This is a genomic window from Sphaerisporangium sp. B11E5, assembly GCF_039871875.1.
GTDB lineage: Bacteria > Actinomycetota > Actinomycetes > Streptosporangiales > Streptosporangiaceae > Sphaerisporangium.
Genome location: NZ_JBDPMD010000004.1, coordinates 122,413 through 141,884, shown reverse-complemented (window position 1 = coordinate 141,884; position 19,472 = coordinate 122,413). Strand labels below are relative to the sequence as shown.

21 protein-coding genes are annotated in these 19,472 nt (G+C 71.3%); 11 read left to right on the top strand and 10 right to left on the bottom strand.

The window, feature by feature from the left end; all coding sequences use genetic code 11:
* Positions 1–172 precede the first annotated feature (172 nt).
* The gene (gene rpmB / locus ABGB17_RS06215; RefSeq protein ID WP_184985553.1) at positions 173–358 is read left to right on the top strand and encodes a 50S ribosomal protein L28; all 186 of its coding nucleotides are present in this window, start codon (positions 173–175) and stop codon (positions 356–358) included.
* Positions 359–448: 90 nt separating this feature from the next.
* On the opposite strand, the gene thiD is transcribed toward rpmB, so the two are convergent.
* The 3 genes from thiD to ABGB17_RS06200 form a co-directional block, all read right to left on the bottom strand.
* Positions 449–1,234, bottom strand: a complete 786-nt coding sequence (gene thiD / locus ABGB17_RS06210; protein WP_347626821.1) for a bifunctional hydroxymethylpyrimidine kinase/phosphomethylpyrimidine kinase — start codon at positions 1,232–1,234, stop codon at positions 449–451.
* A gap of 84 nt (positions 1,235–1,318) precedes the next feature.
* On the bottom strand, positions 1,319–2,875 hold the full coding sequence (locus tag ABGB17_RS06205) for a hypothetical protein (RefSeq protein ID WP_347626820.1): 1,557 nt from the start codon (positions 2,873–2,875) through the stop codon (positions 1,319–1,321).
* A gap of 78 nt (positions 2,876–2,953) precedes the next feature.
* Entirely contained in the window at positions 2,954–3,916 is a 963-nt protein-coding gene (locus ABGB17_RS06200) for a thiamine-phosphate kinase (protein WP_347626819.1), read from the bottom strand.
* A 77-nt stretch (positions 3,917–3,993) separates the two neighbouring features.
* Here ABGB17_RS06200 and ABGB17_RS06195 point away from each other — a divergent pair, with 77 nt between their 5' ends.
* Together ABGB17_RS06195 and ABGB17_RS06190 are read left to right on the top strand one after the other, a co-directional pair.
* A complete protein-coding gene (locus ABGB17_RS06195; protein ID WP_347626818.1) occupies positions 3,994–4,227 on the top strand; it encodes an Lrp/AsnC ligand binding domain-containing protein in 234 nt (77 codons plus the stop codon).
* On the top strand, positions 4,206–4,673 hold the full coding sequence (locus ABGB17_RS06190) for a DUF3515 family protein (protein WP_347626817.1): 468 nt from the start codon (positions 4,206–4,208) through the stop codon (positions 4,671–4,673). The genes ABGB17_RS06195 and ABGB17_RS06190 overlap by 22 nt, the downstream gene beginning before the upstream one ends.
* 67 nt (positions 4,674–4,740) lie before the next feature.
* Here the strand turns inward: ABGB17_RS06190 and ABGB17_RS06185 are convergent, their stop codons facing one another.
* The 4 genes from ABGB17_RS06185 to ABGB17_RS06170 all read right to left on the bottom strand — a co-directional run bounded on the left by ABGB17_RS06185 (position 4,741) and on the right by ABGB17_RS06170 (position 9,049).
* A complete protein-coding gene (locus ABGB17_RS06185) occupies positions 4,741–5,856 on the bottom strand; it encodes a D-alanine--D-alanine ligase family protein (RefSeq protein WP_347626816.1) in 1,116 nt (371 codons plus the stop codon).
* A 56-nt stretch (positions 5,857–5,912) separates the two neighbouring features.
* Entirely contained in the window at positions 5,913–7,148 is a 1,236-nt protein-coding gene (locus ABGB17_RS06180) for an aminotransferase class I/II-fold pyridoxal phosphate-dependent enzyme (protein WP_347626815.1), read from the bottom strand.
* Between the two features lie 14 nt (positions 7,149–7,162).
* Positions 7,163–8,170, bottom strand: a complete 1,008-nt coding sequence (locus ABGB17_RS06175; protein ID WP_347626814.1) for an NAD(P)H-dependent glycerol-3-phosphate dehydrogenase — start codon at positions 8,168–8,170, stop codon at positions 7,163–7,165.
* Positions 8,171–8,335: 165 nt separating this feature from the next.
* A complete protein-coding gene (locus ABGB17_RS06170; protein WP_347626813.1) occupies positions 8,336–9,049 on the bottom strand; it encodes a lysophospholipid acyltransferase family protein in 714 nt (237 codons plus the stop codon).
* A 79-nt stretch (positions 9,050–9,128) separates the two neighbouring features.
* Here ABGB17_RS06170 and cofC point away from each other — a divergent pair, with 79 nt between their 5' ends.
* Positions 9,129–9,809: a 2-phospho-L-lactate guanylyltransferase gene (cofC, locus tag ABGB17_RS06165; protein WP_347626812.1), complete on the top strand. Its 681-nt coding sequence runs from the start codon at positions 9,129–9,131 to the stop codon at positions 9,807–9,809.
* An 83-nt stretch (positions 9,810–9,892) separates the two neighbouring features.
* On the opposite strand, the gene ABGB17_RS06160 is transcribed toward cofC, so the two are convergent.
* Positions 9,893–11,602, bottom strand: coding sequence for an MFS transporter (locus ABGB17_RS06160; RefSeq protein ID WP_347626811.1), 1,710 nt, complete (start codon positions 11,600–11,602; stop codon positions 9,893–9,895).
* Between the two features lie 266 nt (positions 11,603–11,868).
* Between ABGB17_RS06160 and ABGB17_RS06155 the strand changes: the two genes are divergently transcribed.
* The gene (locus tag ABGB17_RS06155; protein WP_347626810.1) at positions 11,869–12,630 is read left to right on the top strand and encodes a TetR/AcrR family transcriptional regulator; all 762 of its coding nucleotides are present in this window, start codon (positions 11,869–11,871) and stop codon (positions 12,628–12,630) included.
* A 14-nt stretch (positions 12,631–12,644) separates the two neighbouring features.
* Here ABGB17_RS06155 and ABGB17_RS06150 read toward each other — a convergent pair whose 3' ends face one another.
* A complete protein-coding gene (locus ABGB17_RS06150) occupies positions 12,645–13,136 on the bottom strand; it encodes a hypothetical protein (RefSeq protein WP_347626809.1) in 492 nt (163 codons plus the stop codon).
* A gap of 319 nt (positions 13,137–13,455) precedes the next feature.
* Here ABGB17_RS06150 and ABGB17_RS06145 point away from each other — a divergent pair, with 319 nt between their 5' ends.
* The 3 genes from ABGB17_RS06145 (at position 13,456) to ABGB17_RS06135 (ending at position 16,901) form a co-directional block, all read left to right on the top strand.
* Positions 13,456–15,186: a metallophosphoesterase family protein gene (locus ABGB17_RS06145; protein WP_347626808.1), complete on the top strand. Its 1,731-nt coding sequence runs from the start codon at positions 13,456–13,458 to the stop codon at positions 15,184–15,186.
* An 85-nt stretch (positions 15,187–15,271) separates the two neighbouring features.
* Positions 15,272–15,916: a hypothetical protein gene (locus ABGB17_RS06140; RefSeq protein ID WP_347626807.1), complete on the top strand. Its 645-nt coding sequence runs from the start codon at positions 15,272–15,274 to the stop codon at positions 15,914–15,916.
* Between the two features lie 178 nt (positions 15,917–16,094).
* Positions 16,095–16,901, top strand: a complete 807-nt coding sequence (locus tag ABGB17_RS06135; protein ID WP_347626806.1) for a hypothetical protein — start codon at positions 16,095–16,097, stop codon at positions 16,899–16,901.
* 311 nt (positions 16,902–17,212) lie between these two features.
* Here ABGB17_RS06135 and ABGB17_RS06130 read toward each other — a convergent pair whose 3' ends face one another.
* Positions 17,213–17,416 carry a hypothetical protein gene (locus ABGB17_RS06130; protein ID WP_347626805.1) on the bottom strand — a complete coding sequence of 68 codons (204 nt, stop codon included), beginning with the start codon at positions 17,414–17,416 and terminating at the stop codon, positions 17,213–17,215.
* Positions 17,417–17,780: 364 nt separating this feature from the next.
* Here ABGB17_RS06130 and ABGB17_RS06125 point away from each other — a divergent pair, with 364 nt between their 5' ends.
* The 3 genes from ABGB17_RS06125 (at position 17,781) to ABGB17_RS06115 (ending at position 19,135) form a co-directional block, all read left to right on the top strand.
* Positions 17,781–18,131: a metalloregulator ArsR/SmtB family transcription factor gene (locus ABGB17_RS06125; RefSeq protein ID WP_347626804.1), complete on the top strand. Its 351-nt coding sequence runs from the start codon at positions 17,781–17,783 to the stop codon at positions 18,129–18,131.
* A gap of 183 nt (positions 18,132–18,314) precedes the next feature.
* Positions 18,315–18,827, top strand: coding sequence for an SRPBCC domain-containing protein (locus ABGB17_RS06120; RefSeq protein WP_347626803.1), 513 nt, complete (start codon positions 18,315–18,317; stop codon positions 18,825–18,827).
* Entirely contained in the window at positions 18,824–19,135 is a 312-nt protein-coding gene (locus ABGB17_RS06115) for a YciI family protein (RefSeq protein ID WP_347626802.1), read from the top strand. Before ABGB17_RS06120 ends, ABGB17_RS06115 begins: the two co-directional genes overlap by 4 nt.
* The last annotated feature ends 337 nt before the right edge of the window (positions 19,136–19,472 follow it).

The window sequence follows — 19,472 nt, the reverse complement described above, 5'->3', positions numbered from 1 at the left end:
GGTGGTGCGGTACGGTGGGTGTCACGAGACTATCCCCGTCGGTGGTGCTTCCGTTTCGCGTGGACCCGGGGGGTTCGGATATCCTCGTACGGCCAGCCGGTTGTCCCGGCATGCCCGACTACCGCTTCCGAAGTCGGTTCGGGCTGATCGACTGATCTAAGGAGCGATTACCGTGGCTTCCGTCTGCGACGTTTGCGGCAAGGGGCCGATTTTCGGCAACAACATCTCCCACTCGCACCGCCGCACCCGCCGTCGCTGGAACCCCAACATTCAGCGTGTGCGCGCCATGGTGGGCAGCACGCCGAAGCGGCTGAACGTCTGCACCTCCTGCATCAAGGCCGGCAAGATCACTCGCTAGAGCCTCGCTCGCGGCCTTTCTCCAGCCCGTCCCCACGTGGGGGCGGGCTGTTGTCATTCCACGAGACCCACGGCGTTCTGCGCCGCCGGCTCAGCGTTGGCGCCAGGCGTGGTCGACGGGGCCGATGCCCGCGCCGAGAGGGAAGCCGTGGGCGATGGCGCCGGTGACGTAGTCCTTGGCCTTGTGGACGGCCGTGGGGACGTCGTCGCCGAGGGCCAGGCAGGAGGCGATGGCGGAGGCCAGGGTGCAGCCGGTGCCGTGGGTGTGGCGGTTGTCGTGGCGGGTGGCGGTCAGGCGGAACTCCTGGGTGCCGTCGGTGAGCAGGTCCACCGGGGGGCCGGGGAGGTGGCCGCCCTTGATGAGCACCCACCTCGGGCCGAGGGCGAGCAGCGCCTCGGCGGCGGGGCGCATGCCGTCCTCGTCCTCCACCTTGATCGAGGTGAGTTGCTCCACCTCCCAGAGGTTGGGGGTGACGACGGTCGCCACGGGCAGCAGGCGCGAGACGATCGTGCCGACGGCCTCGGGGGCGAGCAGCGGATCGCCGTGCTTGGAGACGCCGACGGGGTCGACCACCACGGGTGCCGTCACCGTCGCCAGCACCTCCGCCACCACCTCGACCAGCGCGGGAGAGGCCAGCATGCCGGTCTTGACGGCCTGCGCGCCGATGTCGCCGAGCACCGAGTCGAGCTGGGCCCGCACCGCCTCGGGCGGCAGCTCCCAGTACCCCTGCACCCCGAGCGAGTTCTGCGCGGTCACCGCCGCGATCACGCTCATGCCGTGCACACCGAGCGCCAGCATGGTCTTCAGGTCGGCCTGGATGCCGGCGCCTCCCCCGGAGTCGGAGCCTGCGACGGTCAGCACACGGGGAGGAGTCATGCCTTCATGAAACCAGCCCCCGCCGGGTGATCGGGACACCACCCGGCCGGTCCGAGTACCGGGCGAAGGTGTGCGGGCAGCGCACTAGCCGTCGCCGCGGAGGCGGCAGTCGCCGTCGGTGAGTTCGCAGGAGCCCGGTTCACTGGGCTCGCCGTCGGCGGTGAAGGTCACCACGAGGGTCTCGTCCCTGCCCAGGGAAGCGCTGGAGGTGAGCACCAGGGTGTCGCCGTCCTGGAACCAGCCGGGGGTGTCCGCGGCGGTGACGGCGCCGCCGACGGGGAGGCGGAGTTCCCAGCCGTTCAGGGCCTCTCCGGTGTTGGTGATGGTGACGCGGCCGGTGTAGCCGGTGCGGGTGACGTCGGAGACCCCGAAGCCCACGGAGACGGTGCCCACGGTGGTCAGAGGTTCGTTCTGGTCGGGGGTGAGGTCGTCGTCCGGCGGACTGATCTCGGTGTTCTCGGGGGACGGGTCCGGCGCGTCCCTGGTGGGGTCGGGTACCGGCTCGGCGGTGGTGCGCTCGGGGGTGGGGCGGCCGGTGGGGCGGGAGCGCTCCCCGGTGCGGCTCGGGCGCGGGGACGGCACGGCGGACGCGGTGGGGCGGGCGGACGGCCTGCCGTCGCCCGTCTTGGCCTTCTTGCTGGGTGTCGCGGACGGCTCGTCCACTGGGGCCTCGGTGGCCAGGGGGTCGGCGTCGGCGGTGCCGGGGAGGGCCAGGCCGTTGTTCGGCTCGCCGGTGGCGACGGCGGCGCAGACCTCGTCCGGGCCGCAGTCCGGTGCCTCGGTGAGGTTCAGCGGGCCGGAGCCGAGCCGTACGGCGATCACGACGACGCTCACCGCCGCCACGACCGCCACAGCGCACAACGCCACCAGCCGCCGCCCCTGCCACACCTTGGGCCGGCGCCTGGACCGCCGCGAGCGGCCCCTCCGGCCCTCGCCGGAGTCCCCGGAGCCGTCCCCCCCGGTCGGCTCGGCGGACAGGCCGCCGAGCCTGATCTCCGGCCCCTCCACACCGGCACCGAACCTGATCTCCGGCCCGTCCGCACCGGCACCGAACCTGATCTCCGATCCGTCCGCACCGGCCCCGGGCTCCGGCCCGTCAGAAGCCGAGGCCGGCCCGGCACCCGGCCCTTCGATGCCCGCGAACGTCCCGGTGTCCTCCAGGCCCGGGGCCGGCCAAGCGCCGGTATCCCCGACGCCCGGAACCGGCCCGGCGCTCCCCCCTTCACGACCGGCGGCGGCCCCGGCACCCGGCAGGCCGCCCCCGTCCGCCCAGCCGCCGAGCCCCGGCCCGGCGGGCCTGTCCAGGGCGGCGCCCTGGGTCTGCGCGCCGTGCACCCAGGCGGGGACGCGGGCGCCGGGGGCCGCGTCCAGCGGGCCGGTGGCGGGGCCGTGGTCGCTCAGGACCTCGGGGCGCTCGGGGGGTGCCGCAGGTGAGTCGTCCCAGGCGCTCGGCCAGGACGGCAGTTCGGCGTCCCAGGCGCTGGAGCGGCGGGGGGAGCCGTCCGGTGTGGGTTCCACGGGGCGGTACGCCGCGGACCAGTCCACTTCGTCGGGCAGTTCAGGGACGAGCGGGTCGCCGTCCGGTGTGCCAGAAGGGGTGTGGTCCCGGCCGTGGGATGACGTGTGGCGTCCCCGTCCCATGAAGCGCCTCTCTGCTAGAAACTTCGGCGCCCATCTTCATAACACCTTTGATACTTCTTTGTCACAATTTTCGCTGCATTAACGGAAGTGATCCCAGCCACCCTCTCCCCCGGCATGCCCTCTGACCTGCACACCTTCCCCTTCGACGACCCGCCCGACGATCAGCCATCCGGGAGGCAGATCCGTACCGGCGGGGAAGGCCGCCACCAGCGCGTGGTCGTCCCCACCGGTCAGCACCCACCGCACCGGGTCCTCGCCCACCAGCGAGCCGGCGGCGACCAGGGACTCGGGCACCGGGAACGCCTCGGCGTCGATCTCCACCCCGACGTCGCTCGCCGAGGCGATGTGCCCCACGTCCTGCACCAGGCCGTCGCTGACGTCGGCCATCGCGGTGGCGCCGAGCGCGGCCGCCTCGGGGCCCCGGGCGTACGGGGGCAGCGGGCGGCGGTGGGCCTCCACCAGTTCAGGAACGGGGTCGGGCACGGCGGCCTCCAGCAGCGCCAGGCCGGCCGCGGCGTACCCGAGCCGGCCGGTCACGGCGAGCACGTCACCGGGGCGGGCCCCGGCGCGGGTGACGGGTGCGTGGCCGTCCAGGGTGCCGAGCGCGGTCACGCCGAGCACCACCAGGTCGGAGCGGGAGATGTCCCCTCCGGCCACGCTCGCCCCGACCGGCGTGCATTCGTCACGGAACCCGTCGGTGAGCCCGTCCAGCCACTCCACCGGCAGTTCCCCGGGCAGGCCCAGGCCGACGAACAGGGCGGCCGGCTCGGCGCCCATGGCGGCGACGTCGGCGAGGTTCTGCGCGGCCGCCTTGCGGCCGATGTCGTATGCACTGGACCAATCCCGCCGGAAGTGCCTACCCTCAAGTAGGAGGTCCGTCGTCACGACGACCCGCCCGCCGGGCACAGCCAGCACCGCCGCGTCATCACCAGGACCGAGCAATACAGCCGGAGATTGTGGCAAGCGTCCGACAATACGTGCAATGATCCCAAATTCGCCAAGATCTGCGACTGTGATAGCACACCTCCAGGTGTGTTCCATGTACGGTGGCGATTCGGCACGCTGATCTAGATTGGGCGATTTGAACCATGGCAACTCGCCCCCGCCGGGAGGACGTGATGGTGCAGGCCTACATCCTTATCCAGACCGAAGTCGGCAAGGCCGCGGCGGTCGCCGACGCGATCTCGTCGATCACCGGAGTCACCCAGGCCGAGGACGTCACAGGACCGTACGACGTTATCGTGCGGGCCGAGGCGAACAACGTCGACGAGCTGGGCAAACTCGTGGTCGCGCAGATTCAGGCGGTGGAGGGGATCACGCGTACCCTTACGTGTCCGATCGTGCACATCTGAGCGTCGCGGGGAGAGCCTTGGTCCGGGTCCTGCTGGCCGCGCTGGCACTGCTGGTGCTGGCGGGCTGCGGCGGCGCGGTCCGGGTCGACCCCCCGAGCCCGCAGGGCGCGGCCGTGCGATCGTGCCGCACCCTGGACGGGCGGCTGCCGCGCACCCTTGACGGCGCCGAGCGGGTGCCGTCCGAGCCGCCCTCGCCGTACGTCGCGGTGTGGGGAGACGCGGAGATCGCGCTGCGCTGCGGCGTGCCGAGGCCCGCCGGCATGGACCCGCAGCAGCAGGTGACCGAGGTGGACGGCGTGCCGTGGTACAACGACCCGGCCCGGCCCGCGCTGTTCACCGCGCTGGCCGGGGACGGGTACGTCGAGGTCACGATCTCCGCGCGCCACCAGCCGGCCGGCGTGCTCGTCGACCTGGCCGCGCCCATCAAGGCGGCCTTCGGAGGCTGATCCGCGCCGACGTCCGGCGGCCGGCCCGCGCGAAGCGGACCGGCCCGCGCGGACCGTCCAGGACCGGTCAGCGCAACCCCACCGGCCGTTCCAGCGCGAGCTGGATCAGGCGTTCCACCAGTTCGGCGTACGTCAGCCCCGACGCCGCCCACAGCTGCGGCGCCACCGACATCGCCGTGAACCCCGGCATGGTGTTGATCTCGTTCACGATGAGGCTGCCCGACGGCGTGTAGAAGAAGTCCACCCGGGACAGCCCCTCGCACCCGAGCGCCTCGTACGCCCGCACCGCCATCTGCCGCAGTTCCTCGCTCACCGCGACCGGGATGTCCGCGGGCACCCGCAGCGTCATGTCGGACCCGATGTACTTGGCCGAGAAATCGAAGAACTCGTGGCTGCCGTCGACCAGCACCTCGCCGGGCAGGCTCGCCGCCGGCGGCTCGTCCCCGAGCGACTCCAGCACCGCGCACTCGATCTCGCGTCCCTCGATGGCCGCCTCGATCAGCACCTTGGGGTCGTGCTCGCGGGCCGCCTCCACGGCCGTCACCAGCTCGGAGACGTCCGAGGCCCGGGAGATGCCCTGGCTCGACCCGGCGCGGGACGGCTTGACGAACACCGGCCAGCCGAGCTCCTCGACGTCCTTGATCACTCTCTCGCGGTCCAGCCGCCACTCGCGGTCGCGCACCACGATGTGCGGCCCGACCGGCAGCCCCGCCGCGGCGAGCAGCGCCTTCATGTACGCCTTGTCCATGCCGACGGCGCTCGCGAGCACCCCGGAGCCGACGTAGCGGACACCCGCCATCTCCAGCAGGCCCTGGATGGTGCCGTCCTCGCCGAACGGCCCGTGCAGCATCGGGAACACCACGTCGACCTCCCCGAGGGAGGCGGGGATGCGGCCGGGGTCGAGCGCGACGAGCTTGCCGGTGCCGGAGGGCAGGGCGAGCTCCGCGCCCGCGCCGGCCACCGCGGGCAGCTCGCCCTCCTCGATCTGGAAGCTCTGGTCCTCGGGCGCGAGCACCCACCGGCCGTCGGGGGCGATCCCGACGGGGATCACGTCGTACCTGGTCCGGTCGATGGCCGCGAGAACACTGCCCGCGCCCATGAGGGAGACCGAGTGCTCGGAGTTGCGCCCGCCGAAAACCACCGCGACCCGAACACGCCGCCGGGAGTCATGCTGCTCGTTCATGACGCCCGAATCTACCGTGCGTACCCATCGTCCCAGGTTGTCAGGTCGGGCCGGGATCAACCCCGGCCGGCCGGCCCGGACCGCAGGGCGTCCAGAGCATCGGTGACGTCCGCGATGAGGTCCTCGGCGTCCTCAAGGCCCACGGAGAAGCGCACGGCGCCCGCGTCGACGCCGGACGCCGTGAGCGCCGCCTCGTCGAGCTGGCGGTGGGTCGTGGAGGCGACGTGGGCCACCTTGGTGTGGGTGCCGCCGATGGAGGTGGCGATGCGCGACAACCGGACGGTGTCGGCGAGCGCGACCCCGGCCTCGTACCCGCCGTGCGGGGTGACGGTGACACAGGCGCCGAAGCGTGTGCCCTCGGGCCCGGAGTCGAAGAGCTGGCGGGCGAGCTGGTGCCCGGGGTGGCCGGACAGCCCGGGGTAGTCGACGCGGCGCACCGCGGGGTGCTTGGCGATGGAGGCGGCGAACACCATGGCGGTGGCGCACATGCGGCGCACCCGCAGCGGCAGGGTCTCAAGGCCCCGGCGCAGCAGGAACGCCTCGTCCGGCGACAGGGTGGCCCCGGTGTCGATGCGGGTCTCGCGGATCTTGGTGATCAGGTCGGGACGGCCGACCACGGCCCCGCCCGTGCAGTCGTCGTGGCCGCCGATGTACTTGGTGGCCGAGTGCACGACCAGGTCGGCGCCGTGCTCCAGCGGCCGGCACACCACAGGGGTGGCGAACGTCGAGTCCACCACGAGCAGGGCCCCGGCGTCGCGGGCGATGCGGTACAGGCCCCGGATGTCGGCGACCGCCATGGTGGGGTTGCTCAGCGTCTCGGCGTAGATGATCTTTGTGGCGGAGCGCACGGTGTCGTGCACCCGCCGCAGGTCCGAGTAGTCGACGAAGTCCACCGACACCCCGAACCGCCCGAGCACGTTGGACAACATCGAGTACGTGCCGCCGTACACCGGCGCGGGCGCCACCACGTGCGCCCCGGCCCGCAGGAACGTCAGCAGCACCGTGCTCACCGCCGCCATGCCCGACGCGAACGCCTGCCCGGCGACGTCCTCGGGCGCGGCGGCCCCCTCGAGGGACGCGATGCCGGACGCGAACGCCGCCACGGTGGGGTTGTCGATGCGGCTGTAGGCGAAACCGGGCGCGCGGTCGCCGAGCACGTCGCCGTACTCGGCGGAGCTGTCGAAGCTCCACGCGGCGCTGCGCCACACCGGCAACCCCATGGGCGCCTGGCGGGGCACGGGCGCCGCCGGCAGGTGCACCGCCCGGGTGTTCTCGCCCAGCCTCCTGCGCATCCTTCGTGAGGGGGTCACACGCCGTACCGTTCGGGCTTGGGCGTGCGCGACATCAGCAGCATGGCGGCCTCGCTCGGGGTCATTCCGTCGTGCACGACACCCACGACCACCTCGGTGATCGGCATCTCGACGTCGTGCTTCCTGGCCAGATCGAGGACCGACTCACAGGACTTGACCCCCTCCGCGGTCTGCTTGGTCGCGGCGATGGTCTCGGCCATGGTCATGCCTCTGCCCAGATTTTCACCGAAGGTACGGTTCCGCGACAACGGGGAGATGCAGGTGGCCACCAGATCACCCATGCCGGCCAGCCCCGCGAACGTGTGGGGGTCGGCGCCGAGCGCCGCGCCGAGCCGGGAGATCTCCGCGAGGCCCCGCGTCATCATCATCGCCCGCACGTTGTCGCCGAGGCCCATGCCCGCGGCCACGCCCACGGCCAGCGCGATGACGTTCTTGACCGCGCCGCCGAGCTCCACCCCCACGACGTCGGGGTTGGTGTAGGCGCGGAACCACGGCAGGTGGCACGCCTCCTGCAGGCGCATGGTGACCCGCTCGTCCACGCCCGCGACCACCGTGGCGGCCGGCTCGCGGCGCACGAGCTCGCCGACGAGGTTGGGCCCGGACACCACCGCGATCCGCTCGGCCGGCACACCCGCGACCTCGTGGATCACCTCGCTCATGCGGCGGCAGGTGCGCTGCTCGACGCCCTTCATGAGACTGACCAGCACCGCGTCCGTGGGGATGTGCGGCCGCCACCCCGCGAGGTTGCCGCGCAGGGTCTGGGACGGCACCGCGAGGACCACGAAGTCCGCGCCCTCCATGGCCAGCGCCGGGTCGGTGGTGGCGCGCAGCGAGGACGGGAGCGTGATGCCGGGGAGGTACTCGGGGTTCTCGTGCCGTCGGTCGATCGCCTCGACCACCTCGGCGCGCCGTCCCCACAGCGTGGTCGTGGTGCCCGCCTCCGCCAGGATCATCGCGAAAGTCGTGCCCCACGAACCTGTTCCGAAAACGACGGCCTTGGTCATGTGCTCACCGTACGCTCACTCGGATGGACCGATCATCTTTGGATCACCGGAGCCCCAGCCCCATTTTCCGCACATCGCCCTCGACGCCCTGAACCGACCGCTCACCGTACCGGACCACACATAGCACCTGACCAGGGGCATTCGGGCTCGTACGGAAAAACAGGCCTAACGGCTCTCCCCCGCCTCGAAGGGGGTGTCCGGCGCCTTCTCCCCGCGCAGCTCGGCGAGCTGCGCCGTGATGGCCGCCATGATGTCGGCGGTGGCCTCCTTGAGCACCTTGCCGCGCAGGGGCAGGCCCTCGTACTTGGACAGGTCGACCGGCGGCCCCGCGATGGCGTGGAAGGTCTTGCGGGGCAGCAGCCGCGGCGCCTTCTGGCCGTACGGCAGCAGGTCCTGCGCGCCCCAGTGGGCCACCGGGATCACCGGGACGCCGGTGGCGAGCGCCAGCCGCGCCACACCGGTCTTGCCCGCCATGGGCCACAGCTCGGGGTCGCGGGTGATGGTGCCCTCGGGGTAGAAGATCACGCAGGAGCCCTCACGCAGGGCGTCCTCGGCGAACTTCAGCGAGCGGGCGGCGTCGGTGCTGCCGCGGAACACCGGGATCTGCCTGCACTTCCTGATGATCCAGCCGATGACGGGGATGTCGAACAGGCCGGACTTGGCGAGGTACACCGGCCAGCGCCCGTTGTCGTAGGTGAAGTGCGCGAGCAGCAGAGGATCGCTCCACGACAGGTGGTTGGTCGCGATGATCACACCGCCGGTGCGCGGCAGGTGGGCGCGTCCCCGCCAGTCCCGTTTGCTGAACAGGTAGAGAAAGGCTTTGACGATCACCACGACAAAGGCTTCCAACGGGATGGGCGGACGTCCGGGGCGGCTCATTGACTCCTCCAGTCATGCCTCGTGCGCCCTCAGTCTCCCGGTTGGCTCGGCATGCTGTCGAGGCGCGATGCTAAAGGCTATGCATGGTGACGCCTCTGATGCCCTTCGGGGGCACGGCTGGACCCTCGTGGTGCCGGTGAAGACGCTGATCGCGGCCAAGACCCGGCTGGCCGAGGCGGCCGGGCCGCACCGGGCGGCACTCGCCGTGGCCGTCGCCTGCGACACGGTGTCCGCGGCCCTGCGCTGCCCGGACGTCGCCCGCGTCGTGGTGGTGACGGCCGACCCGGTGCCCGCCGCCGCGTTGTCCGCGCTCGGCGCGCTGGTGGTGCCCGACCCGGAGGCGGGGCTGAACGCCGCGCTGCGGGCCGGGGGCGCGGAGGCCGTACGGCTGTCGCCCGGGGACCCGGTGGGGGCGCTCCAGGCGGACCTGCCCGCGCTGCGTCCCGCCGAGTTGTCGGCGGCGCTGGCGGCGGCGGCCGAGTTCGACCAGGCGTTCGTGCCGGACGCCGCCGAGGTGGGGACCACGTTCTACGGGGTGCGGCCCGGGGTGGCGTTCCGTCCCCGCTTCGGGGGCGAGTCCCGTGCGCGGCACCTCGGCTCCGGGGCCAAGGAGCTCACCCTGGACGGCATCGCTTCCCTGCGGCGTGACGTGGACACCCCGGCCGACCTGCTGGAGGCGCTCTCCCTCGGCGTCGGCCCGCACACCGCGGCGGTGGCCGACACGATGCGGGGGCCCACCGGACGGTGGACCCCCGCGTGATCCAAGTGACCGTGCGCGGCCGGCCGTGACCGCCTGAGGCGGCCCGTTCCGGCGGACCCCTGTGACCGCCGGCCGGGTGACGCTCAGTGCGTGAGCTGGTCCTCGGGGAGGGCCTGCTTCGGCAGCAGGAAGGCGACCACGAAGGTCAGCAGCAGCATGCCGGCCACCACCCACAGGATGGTCTTCATCGCGACGCCGAAGCCCTCCTTGGCCGCGTCCGTCCCCGCGTCCATGACGGCCTTCTGGATCGCGGCGCCGGACTCCGGCGAGGTGGCCGCCGCACGCCCGGCCCGCTCCAGCCGCACGCACGAGGCCGGCACCTCCTGCGGGTCCTTGGCGATCGCGCGGTCGCGTCCGCAGTCGCGCAGCGCGGTCACGATGGCGTCCTGCCGGGCGCCGGCGACCTGCACCGCGGCCAGGTCGGCGCGCAGCTTGGGCGTGCCGTCGTCCGCGGCGGCCGCGACGTTGCCCCCGAGCAGGCCGAAGAACACCGTGCCGAGCAGCGCGACACCGAAGGCGCTGCCGAGTTGCTGGACGGCGGTCAGCGTGCCGGACGCCGAGCCGGTCTCGTGCTGCTCCACCCCGGCGAGCACGATGGCGAAGAACGGCGCCATCAGCAGGCCCATGCCGATGCCGGTGAACAGCAGCGAGGGCGCGAGCTGCCAGGGCGAGACCCCGATGCCGGCGACGTTGATGGTGACCAGGATGGCCAGCACACCGAGCGTCATGACCAGCGTGCCGCCGTGCAGCACCTTGCGGCCGAACTTCTGCAGCGGCTGGGCGACGCCGAAGCCGACGACCATGCCGATCGACCACGGCGCCATGGCGAGGCCCGCGGTGAGCGTGCTGTAGCCGAGGCCGATCTGGGTGTACAGGTTGAACACCAGCGAGAAGCCGATCATGCCGGAGAAGAACACCAGGCCGGTGACCAGGCCGCCGGTGAAGGCGCGCTTGCGGAACAGGCTGGGCACCACCAGCGGGTCGCCGCCGGCGCGGCTCTTGCGCGCCTCGTACCACCCGAAGACCAGGAACACCACGACCGAGCCGGCGATCATCAGGAACGACCACAGCGGCCAGTCGTGCTCGCGGCCCTGCACCAGCGGGAAGACGATCAGCACGCCGGCCAGGGACGCCAGCAGCATGCCGCCGAAGTCCAGCTTGAGCGGGTGCGGGGAGCGGGACTCGGGCAGGAAGCGCAGGCCGGCGAGCACCGCGGCGGCGCCGAGGGGCAGGTTGATCAGGAAGATCATGCGCCAGCCGGTGCCGAAGAAGTCCGCGTCGATCAGCCACCCGGCGAGCACGGGGCCGCCCACCGAGGACAGGCCCATGACCGGGCCGAACATGCCGAACGCCGCCTGCATCTCCTTGGGCGGGAACATCTCCTTGATCATGCCGAGGCCCTGCGGGAGCATCACCGCGCCGAACAGGCCCTGCACGACGCGGGCGCCGACCAGGATCTCCGGGGTCTGCGCCACGGCGCACAGCAGCGAGCCGACGGTGAAGCCGATCGCGCCGATCATGAACATCCTCTTGCGGCCGTAGATGTCGCCGAGCCGGCCGCCGGTGATCAGGCCGACCGCCATCGACAAGGTGTACGCGGCGCCGAGCCACTGGATGATCGCCGCGCTGCCGCCGAGCTCCTCGCGGATGGTGGGGCCCGCGATGTTGGTGACCAGGGCGTCCAGCATGTCCATCACCTCGGCGGCGAGGATGACGAACAGGGCGACCCATCGCCATCGGTACGGCGCGGGGCCGGGTGGGGCGGTGGTGGTTGAGGTGTCGATCGTCGTCATGGAGGGCTCCTTGGGCCGGCGTCCGCCAGGCGGGGGGACAGAACAGTGTTCAGTAACAGTTAGCAGTGTTCTACACTTGAACAGTGTTCGTCGCAAAGTGCGGCGTTCTCAAGATATGTCGCGTCAAGGCGGAAGACAAGATATATCGTGAAGTTGATGGCAAAGTTCCCCGATCCCACGGGTTTTTCCTGGCGGATCAAGCGCCCGGGCCGTCGCACTAGACTCCGGAGTACGCCATCACCTGGGACGCCGAGGGGCGGTGAGACATGAGCCGTCCAGACCGGGAGGCCCCCGTCCCGACCGGGCGCCAGGGGGAGCTTCCTCCCCCGCCTCCCTGGGACCGCACGCGCAAGCGGGCCGCGCCCGCGCGCGTCCCCCTCAGCCTGGAGCGCATCGTCGAGGCGGCGTACGCCGTCCTGGACCGCGAGGGCTACGACAGGCTCAGCATGCGCCAGGTCGCCGCCGAGCTCGGGGTCGCCGTCTCCGCGCTGTACGCCCACGTGGCGAGCAAGGACGACCTGCTGCAGATCATGTACGAGCGCCTGTTCCGCGGCCACCAGCCGCCCGAGCCCGACCCCGAGCGGTGGCAGGAGCAGATCAAGGACTACGCGCTCGAATGGCGCACCCGCCTGCTCCGCCACCGGGACATGGCCCGCATCTCCGTGGCGCAGGTGCCCTTCACGCCCGAGCTCCTGCCCACCGTGGAGAGGCTCTTCGCCATCTTCCGCGCCGCCGGCCTGCCCGACGAGATCGCGGCCACCGCCGGCGACATCATGGCCACCTACGTCGACGGGTTCTCCTTGGAGGAGAGCCTGTGGGAGGAACGGCAGCGGGACTCGGCGGTGGCCGACTGGGACGAGATGAGCGGCACGCTCAAGGCCTACTTCGCCGCTCTGCCGCCCGAGCAGTTCCCCCACCTGGTGGCCCTCGCGGGGCACATGTTCCACAAGGACAACGACACGCGGTTCCTGCTCGGCCTGGACATCCTGCTGCGCGGGCTGGCCAGCTACATCCCCGACCGGACCTGACCCCGGCCCACCGGTCAGTTACGTGGCAGCGCCGAGCGCGCCAGCCGTCCCGCCGGGTCGTAGACCACGCACATGACGTCACGGTCGCCGTCCGCCCACGTCTCGGCGGTGGGCAGCACGGGGTAGAAGTCCAGCCGCGTCTCCCCCGGCCAATAATGCGCGAACCCGCGCCCGCAGCTCTCCCACGCGAACGCGGCCAGCGCGGGGCGGTCCCACGGGCCGTCCTCGGCGTGCACGAAGCCGTAGACCTGGTTGCCGGCGCCCTCGGCGCACGGGCGGTAGACCACGACGTCCTCGCCGGCGCCCGCCGAGTAGGCCGGGTCGTCGAAGCACTCGCCGTTCTCGATGTTGAGCACACCCGTGGTCCGCGCGTTCAGGAAGGTGTCCCCCTTGGTCACCATGGGGGCGGCCGGGGGGACGAAGAGCGCGCCGAGCGCGAGGACACCGGGGAGGAACGCCAAGCGGCGCGACCGTCCTCGGGCGGCCTGCCCGGCAGCCGTCGTCATCGGGGGAACCTCTCCTCAGGGGGTTGCGCACGGCCGGGTCGTGCCGGCACTGCGCCCGGACCGGGCACGGCGGTTGGACGCCGAAGCCCGGCACATCGTGGCGGGCGCGGCCGAGGCAGGCGGCAACTCCGGGTGTCGGTGCCGTGAAGGGCGGGTGACGGATCACCCATCATGGGACTCATCGGGCACTTGTGGATCATTCGTTCATTCGGCCGTAAAGCCCCATTGGATCAACGGTCAGGCCGATCTGGCTGAATCCACTCCGCCCGCTGCGGTTCCGTGGCGGTCTCCCCGTGTCCCCCCAGGAGTGATCCTCACCGTGAGTGACGTCCGTGCGCCGTGGTCCTTCCGGACCCGGCAGGGCAAACTAACCCTGATCGGTGCCAGTGCGCTACTCGTCGGCGGCCTCGCCTTCGGGCCCGTCGCCTTCGGCGCGGCGGCCCCCCCGAAGTACCCCGCCGCCGAGATCCACAAGCCGTCCCCGATGCCCGACCGCATCATCCTGACCCCGACCACCACGCCGTCCACCTCGCAGAAGGTGACCTGGCGCGCCGAGACGACCGCCGAGTTCGCGCAGGCCGAGATCCTCGAATCTCCCCGCGCCCTCGGCCAGGTCGCCCCGGCCGCCGGTGCCGTCGCCAACATCAAGGCGCTGTCCACCACCCCCGTCAACACCACCCTCGGGTACGCCTCCACGTACCACACCGTGGAGTTCACCGGCCTGAAGCCCGACACCCGCTACACCTACCGGGTCGGCGACGGCACCAACTGGAGCGAGTGGAACGACTTCACCACCGCCGCCAGCGAGCTGAAGCCGTTCTCGTTCATCTACTACGGCGACGCGCAGAACTACATCGACTCGGCCGTGCCGCGCGTCTTCCGCCAGGCGTTCGCCGAGCGCCCCCAGGCCAAGATGATCGTCAACGCGGGCGACCTCATCGACAGCGCCAACAGCGAAGAGCAGTGGGGCCAGTGGTACAAGGCCGGCGGCTTCATCGACAGCCAGGTCAACAACATCTCGATCCCCGGCAACCACGAGTACAGCAGCGGCCTGTCCACCTTCTGGCGGCCGCAGTTCCCGTATCCGGACAACGGACCGGGCAACCCTGAGCTCAAGCAGACGGTCTACCACGTCGACTACCAGGGCGTGCGGTTCATCGGCCTGGACAGCAACCACCAGAGCAACGCCGCCCTGATGGCCGCGCAGACGACGTGGCTGGAGGGCCTGCTCAAGGACAACCCCAACCGGTGGACCGTGGTGACCCTCCACCACCCGGTGTACTCCACCACCGGCACCCGCAACAACCCGAACGTCCGCGCACAGTGGGGCCCGCTGTTCGAGAAGTACGGCGTGGACCTCGTGCTGCAGGGCCACGACCACTCCTACGGCCGCGGCAACGTGCGGACGGCCCGCAGGTCCGCCACGGTGCACAACGGCGTCGCGTACGTCGTGTCCGTGTCCGGCGGCAAGATGTACGCGCTCAACGGCGGCGAGAACTGGACAGGCAACGGCGCCGAAGTGGTCAGCACCAGCCAGAACACGCAGCTCTACCAACTGATCGACGTGGAGTCCGGCCAACTGCGGTTCGAGGCCCGGTACGCCAACGGCGAGCACCACGACGGGTTCCTCATCCGCAAGAACGCCAAGGGCGAACGCACCGTCAACGACCTCCGCACCCCCGAGAACACCGTCGGGCAGCAGGTCACCGTGAGCACCACCACGGTGAAGCCGCGCGCCCGCCTCTCCGTGTCCGCCTTCGGGTACGACCCCGGCGAGAAGGTCACCGTCCACCTCCGCACCGCCGAGCCCGCCACCGCCGACGCCGCCCGCCACGGCGGCGAGGACGGCGACGGTGACCGGGACCGCCGGGACGGCTGGGACGGCCACCACGGCGACAAGGGCACCATCGGCACCGCCACCGCCGACGAGCTCGGCCGCCTGACCTACACCTTCGACGTGCCCGCCCACATCCGTCCGGGCGCCTACGAGGTGTACCTGACCAGCGCCAACCAGAAGATCACCAGCCCGGTCATCACCGTGGCCAAGTGATCCCTCCCGGGTGCGTGCCGCCGGGACCCGGCGGCACGCACCCGGGCCTCTTCACGTTCCCCCGCTCGTCAGGAGACCCGCACGCGTGAACATCCGCATCGGCCTGCCGGCAGTCGTGGCACTGGCCGTCCTCGCGATCGCCGCCCCGGCCGCCGCCCACCCCTTCGGCCCGCCCTCGACCGCACGGATCAGCGCCGACGGCCCCGAGGTGACCCTCACCTGGCTCGCCGCCGAAGACGACTGGGTAGCCCTCGGCCAGTCCCTGGGCGCCTTCGAACCCCCCGGCGCCGGCGAAGTCTCCACCACCCTGACCGGCGAGCAAAAACTCCAACGCTCCCCCGCCGTCCGCGCCTATCTCCTACGCCACCTCGAAGTGACCCAGCAAGGCCACCCCTGCCCCGCGACCCTGCACCCCCTGGAATCCCTGACAACCCAAGGCGCCCGCCTGACCTACACCTGCCCCCACCCCGTCACCACCCTGACCGTCACCGTAGGCGCCCTGACCGACCTGAACGAGAACTACCGCACCATGCTCACCGCAACCACCCCCGCCACCCCCAGCCAAACCCTCTTCACCGCCACCACCCCCACCCAAACCCTCCACTTCTCCCCCGAGACCGCCCCCTCCCCCGTCACCACCACGGCCCTGACCACAGCCACAACCGCCACAGCACTCCTCGGCACCCTGGCCCTGCTCCACCTACGCCACCGCAGAAAAACCCACACATGACCACCCCACACACCACCCCCACCCACCACCCCGAACGCAGCACGCCCACGACCACCCCACGTACCGTCACCGCCCGCCACCGCGAACGCGGCACGTGCATGACCGCCCCGCGTACCGCCACCGCGAAGGAGCGCGTCCATGACCGCTCCGCAAACCGCCACCGCGAAGGAGCGCGTCCATGACCGGCATGGGTGAAGCCGAGAGCCGACTCATCGCGCTCTTCGACAGCGGGGGTGCGTTCCTTCTGATGCTCGCCATCGCCCTCGGCGTAGGCGCCTTCCACGCCGTCGCCCCCGGCCACGGCAAGAGCATCACCGCCGCGTACCTGATCGGCACCCACGGCCGCTGTCGCGACGCCGTACGCCTAGGCGTGATCGTCGCCATGATGCACACCTTCTCCGTACTGGTGCTCGCCCTCACCTGGGTCGGCCTCTCCACCGCCGCCGGCTACGCCACCGACTCCGTAACAGCGTGGCTCCAGATCGCCGCCGGCCTGATCGTCATAGCCGTAGGCACCCACCTCACCTACCGCCACCTCCGCCACCGCATTTCCCCATCCCCCGACCACGGTCACGGTCACGGCCACGGGCACGGGCATCTCCTACTGAAGCCCCAAGAAACCCATCCAGACCCCGCAGCAACACCCCCCACCGACCCATGGTCCCGCCGCGGCCTGATCGCCCTAGCCCTCTCCGGCGGCCTCCTCCCCTCCCCCTCAGCCTTCATAATCCTGGTCACCGGTCTCCTCACCGGCCGCGCCCTGGACGCCGTGATCCTGGTAATAGCCTTCGGCACCGGAATGGCCGCCACCCTCACCGCCGTAGGCGCCCTGACCATCCGCAGCCACACCTTCCTCAACACCCGCACCAAAACCTGGCCCTATGCCACCCACCTGACCAAATGGCTCCCCGCCCTAGCAGGCCTCGCAGTAACCATCGCCGGCTGCCTCTACGTACTCTCAGCCCTGACCACCCTCACCACCTGACCAACCCCCACCCACCCTCCCCGACCATCCCTCTGAACTTTGGCGCGAAGAACTTTCCGGCGCCACGCCGACAGGCTGTCATACGGCGAAGCCGCCACCGCACGAAAGCCGACCGGCGGGGCCCCCGGCGCCATCACCAGCCAACACTCCCAGCACCGCGACGGCGAGACGTTGTACGGCCAATCCGGCGCCATGTGCGGCGAGACACCGGCACCATCCCCCTGATGCTTTCGCACAGAGAACTTTCCGGCGCCAAGACATCGGGACGTTGTACAGCGGAGTCGGCGCGCCGTCACAGGGCCGCCGACCGGCTAGTCGGGCAGGGGAAAGGTCGACAGCGTGATCACCGTGATGGTCCCGTCCTGGACCTTGATGTTCACTCGCTGACCTGACCGCAGCAGCCGCAGCGGCCCCGCGTCGAACGCCGCGGTGCCGAACGGCATCTCGGTGCCGTCGTCCAAGAACACCGAGCCCGACCGCGTCTGCTCGTCATAGGACCGCACCGTCGCCTGCACGGCCGTAAGTCTAACTTCCGCACCCTTCCCGGTCACTCACCGCACGAAGGCGCCGGATCCGCCGTACGGCACGGAGGACGGATTCGCCGTACGACACGGTGGTGACGCCTCGCCGTACGACAACCGTTGGCGCGACGTCGAAAAGGAGGCTGCGCGATAGCAGCAGAGGGAGGGGCCGGTGTCCCACCGCGCAGGAGTTCGGGGGGATTGCCAAGAGTGTCAGCCTTCACTAACGTTAGCGACTGCTGACGGATCGAGGAGGCGTTGGGGGGAAGCGGCTGGTGGCGCCGATGGAGCTGCCGGGGGACGTGGGGCGGATCGCGGTGTTCACGGATCCGGACGGGAATCAGGTGGGGCTGTGGGCGTGAGCGAGGACTCGTCTACCGACGAGGTGCTGCGGGCGCTCGCGGAGCCGCGGCGGCGGGGGATCTTGCGGCTGGTGGCTCAGGACGAGTTGTCGGCAGGGGAGATCGCGGCGGCGTTCGATGTGAGTCGTACGGCTATCAGCCAGCATGTGACCGTGTTGAAGAACGCGGGGTTGCTGGCTGAGCGGCGGGACGGGACGCGGCGGCTGTACCGGGCGCGGCCGGAGGGACTCGACGGGGTGCGGGCCTTTCTGGATGGGATGTGGGGGGACGCGCTGGACACGGCACGGCGGCTTGTCGAAGCCGAGCGTGGGCTGAGCGATGACGAGGAGGGACGGCATGCCGTCTGAGAGTCGTCACCTCTACCGGCGTGAACCGTACGAGCGTCAGCGTGGCCCGCATCAGCGTCACCACTACCGGTGTGACCCGTACCGGCGTCACCACCGTCGGCATGACCACCACCAGCGTCGGCACAGTCGGCGTCATTTGCAGGGCACGCCTTGCCAGGTTCGACATCACACGGGGAGAGTTCGATGACCACCCAGAGCAGGCCGTTGCGGCCGCCGCCGGTTCGGCAGTCGACCATTGTGCGTAGCGATGTCGATCACACCTTTGAGGTCTTCGTCCGCACGATCGGGCTGTGGTGGCCGGTGCGGCCGTTCTCCGCGGGGCAGGACAAGGTGCGGGACGTGACGCTGGAGCAGCGGGCGGGTGGGCGGGTCTACGAGACGTGGGAGGACGGGACCGTCGTCCAGTGGGGCGAGCTGGTCGACTGGCGGCCGCCTCACGGGTTCACCATGACGTGGGACATCACCCCGGTGGCGACCGAGGTCGAGCTGACCTTCACCGCGCTCGGGCCGGCGCTGACCAGGGTCGCCGTCGAGCACCGTGGGTGGGAGGCGCTCGGGGACGCCGAGTTGTCCAAGGACTGCGCGTTGCCCGGCGGCTACACCGGCGGGGCCTACAACGAGGGCTGGACGACGATTCTCGCCCGCTTCACCACCGCCGCCGAGGCGGCGGACCAACCCGGCAGGAACGGTACATGAGCTACTTCTTCTACAAGTTCACCTCACGCCCCGACTTCGTCGAGACGATGACCGAGGCCGAGGCCGCGGTCATGAGCGAGCACGCCGCCTACTGGCGCGTGCTCGCCGACAAGGGAATCGCGATCGCGGTCGGGCCGGTCGCCGACCCCGCCGGCACCTTCGGCGCCGGCATCCTGGAGGTCGCTTCCCTGGAGGAGGCCGAGGCCATCCGCGCGGGCGACCCCGTCGTCACCGCCGGCCTCGGCCCGGTGCAGATCCACCCCATGCTCAGCGCCATCACCCGCCCCTGGCGCCCCGGCCCGGACTGACCCTTCCCGGCCCGGAACAAGGAGCGTCCCGACGCGGAGTGAGTGCGCGCCCCGAGGACCGTCCCGGCACAGAGTAGCTGCGCACCCGGAGTGAAAGCCCCGGCACGGAGCAGGTGCCCGCACCACGGAACGTCCCGGCGCGGAGTGAGTGCGCGCCCCGAGGAGCGTCCCGGCACGAGTGGCTGCGCACCCGAGGAGCGTCCCGGCGCGGAGTGGATGCGCACCCCGAGCGGCGTCCCAGCACGGAGTGAGTGCGCGCCCCGAGCAACGTCGGCGGGGAGTGGATGCGCACCTCGAGAAGCGGCTCGGCGCGGAGTGGGTGCGTGCACCGAAGGTG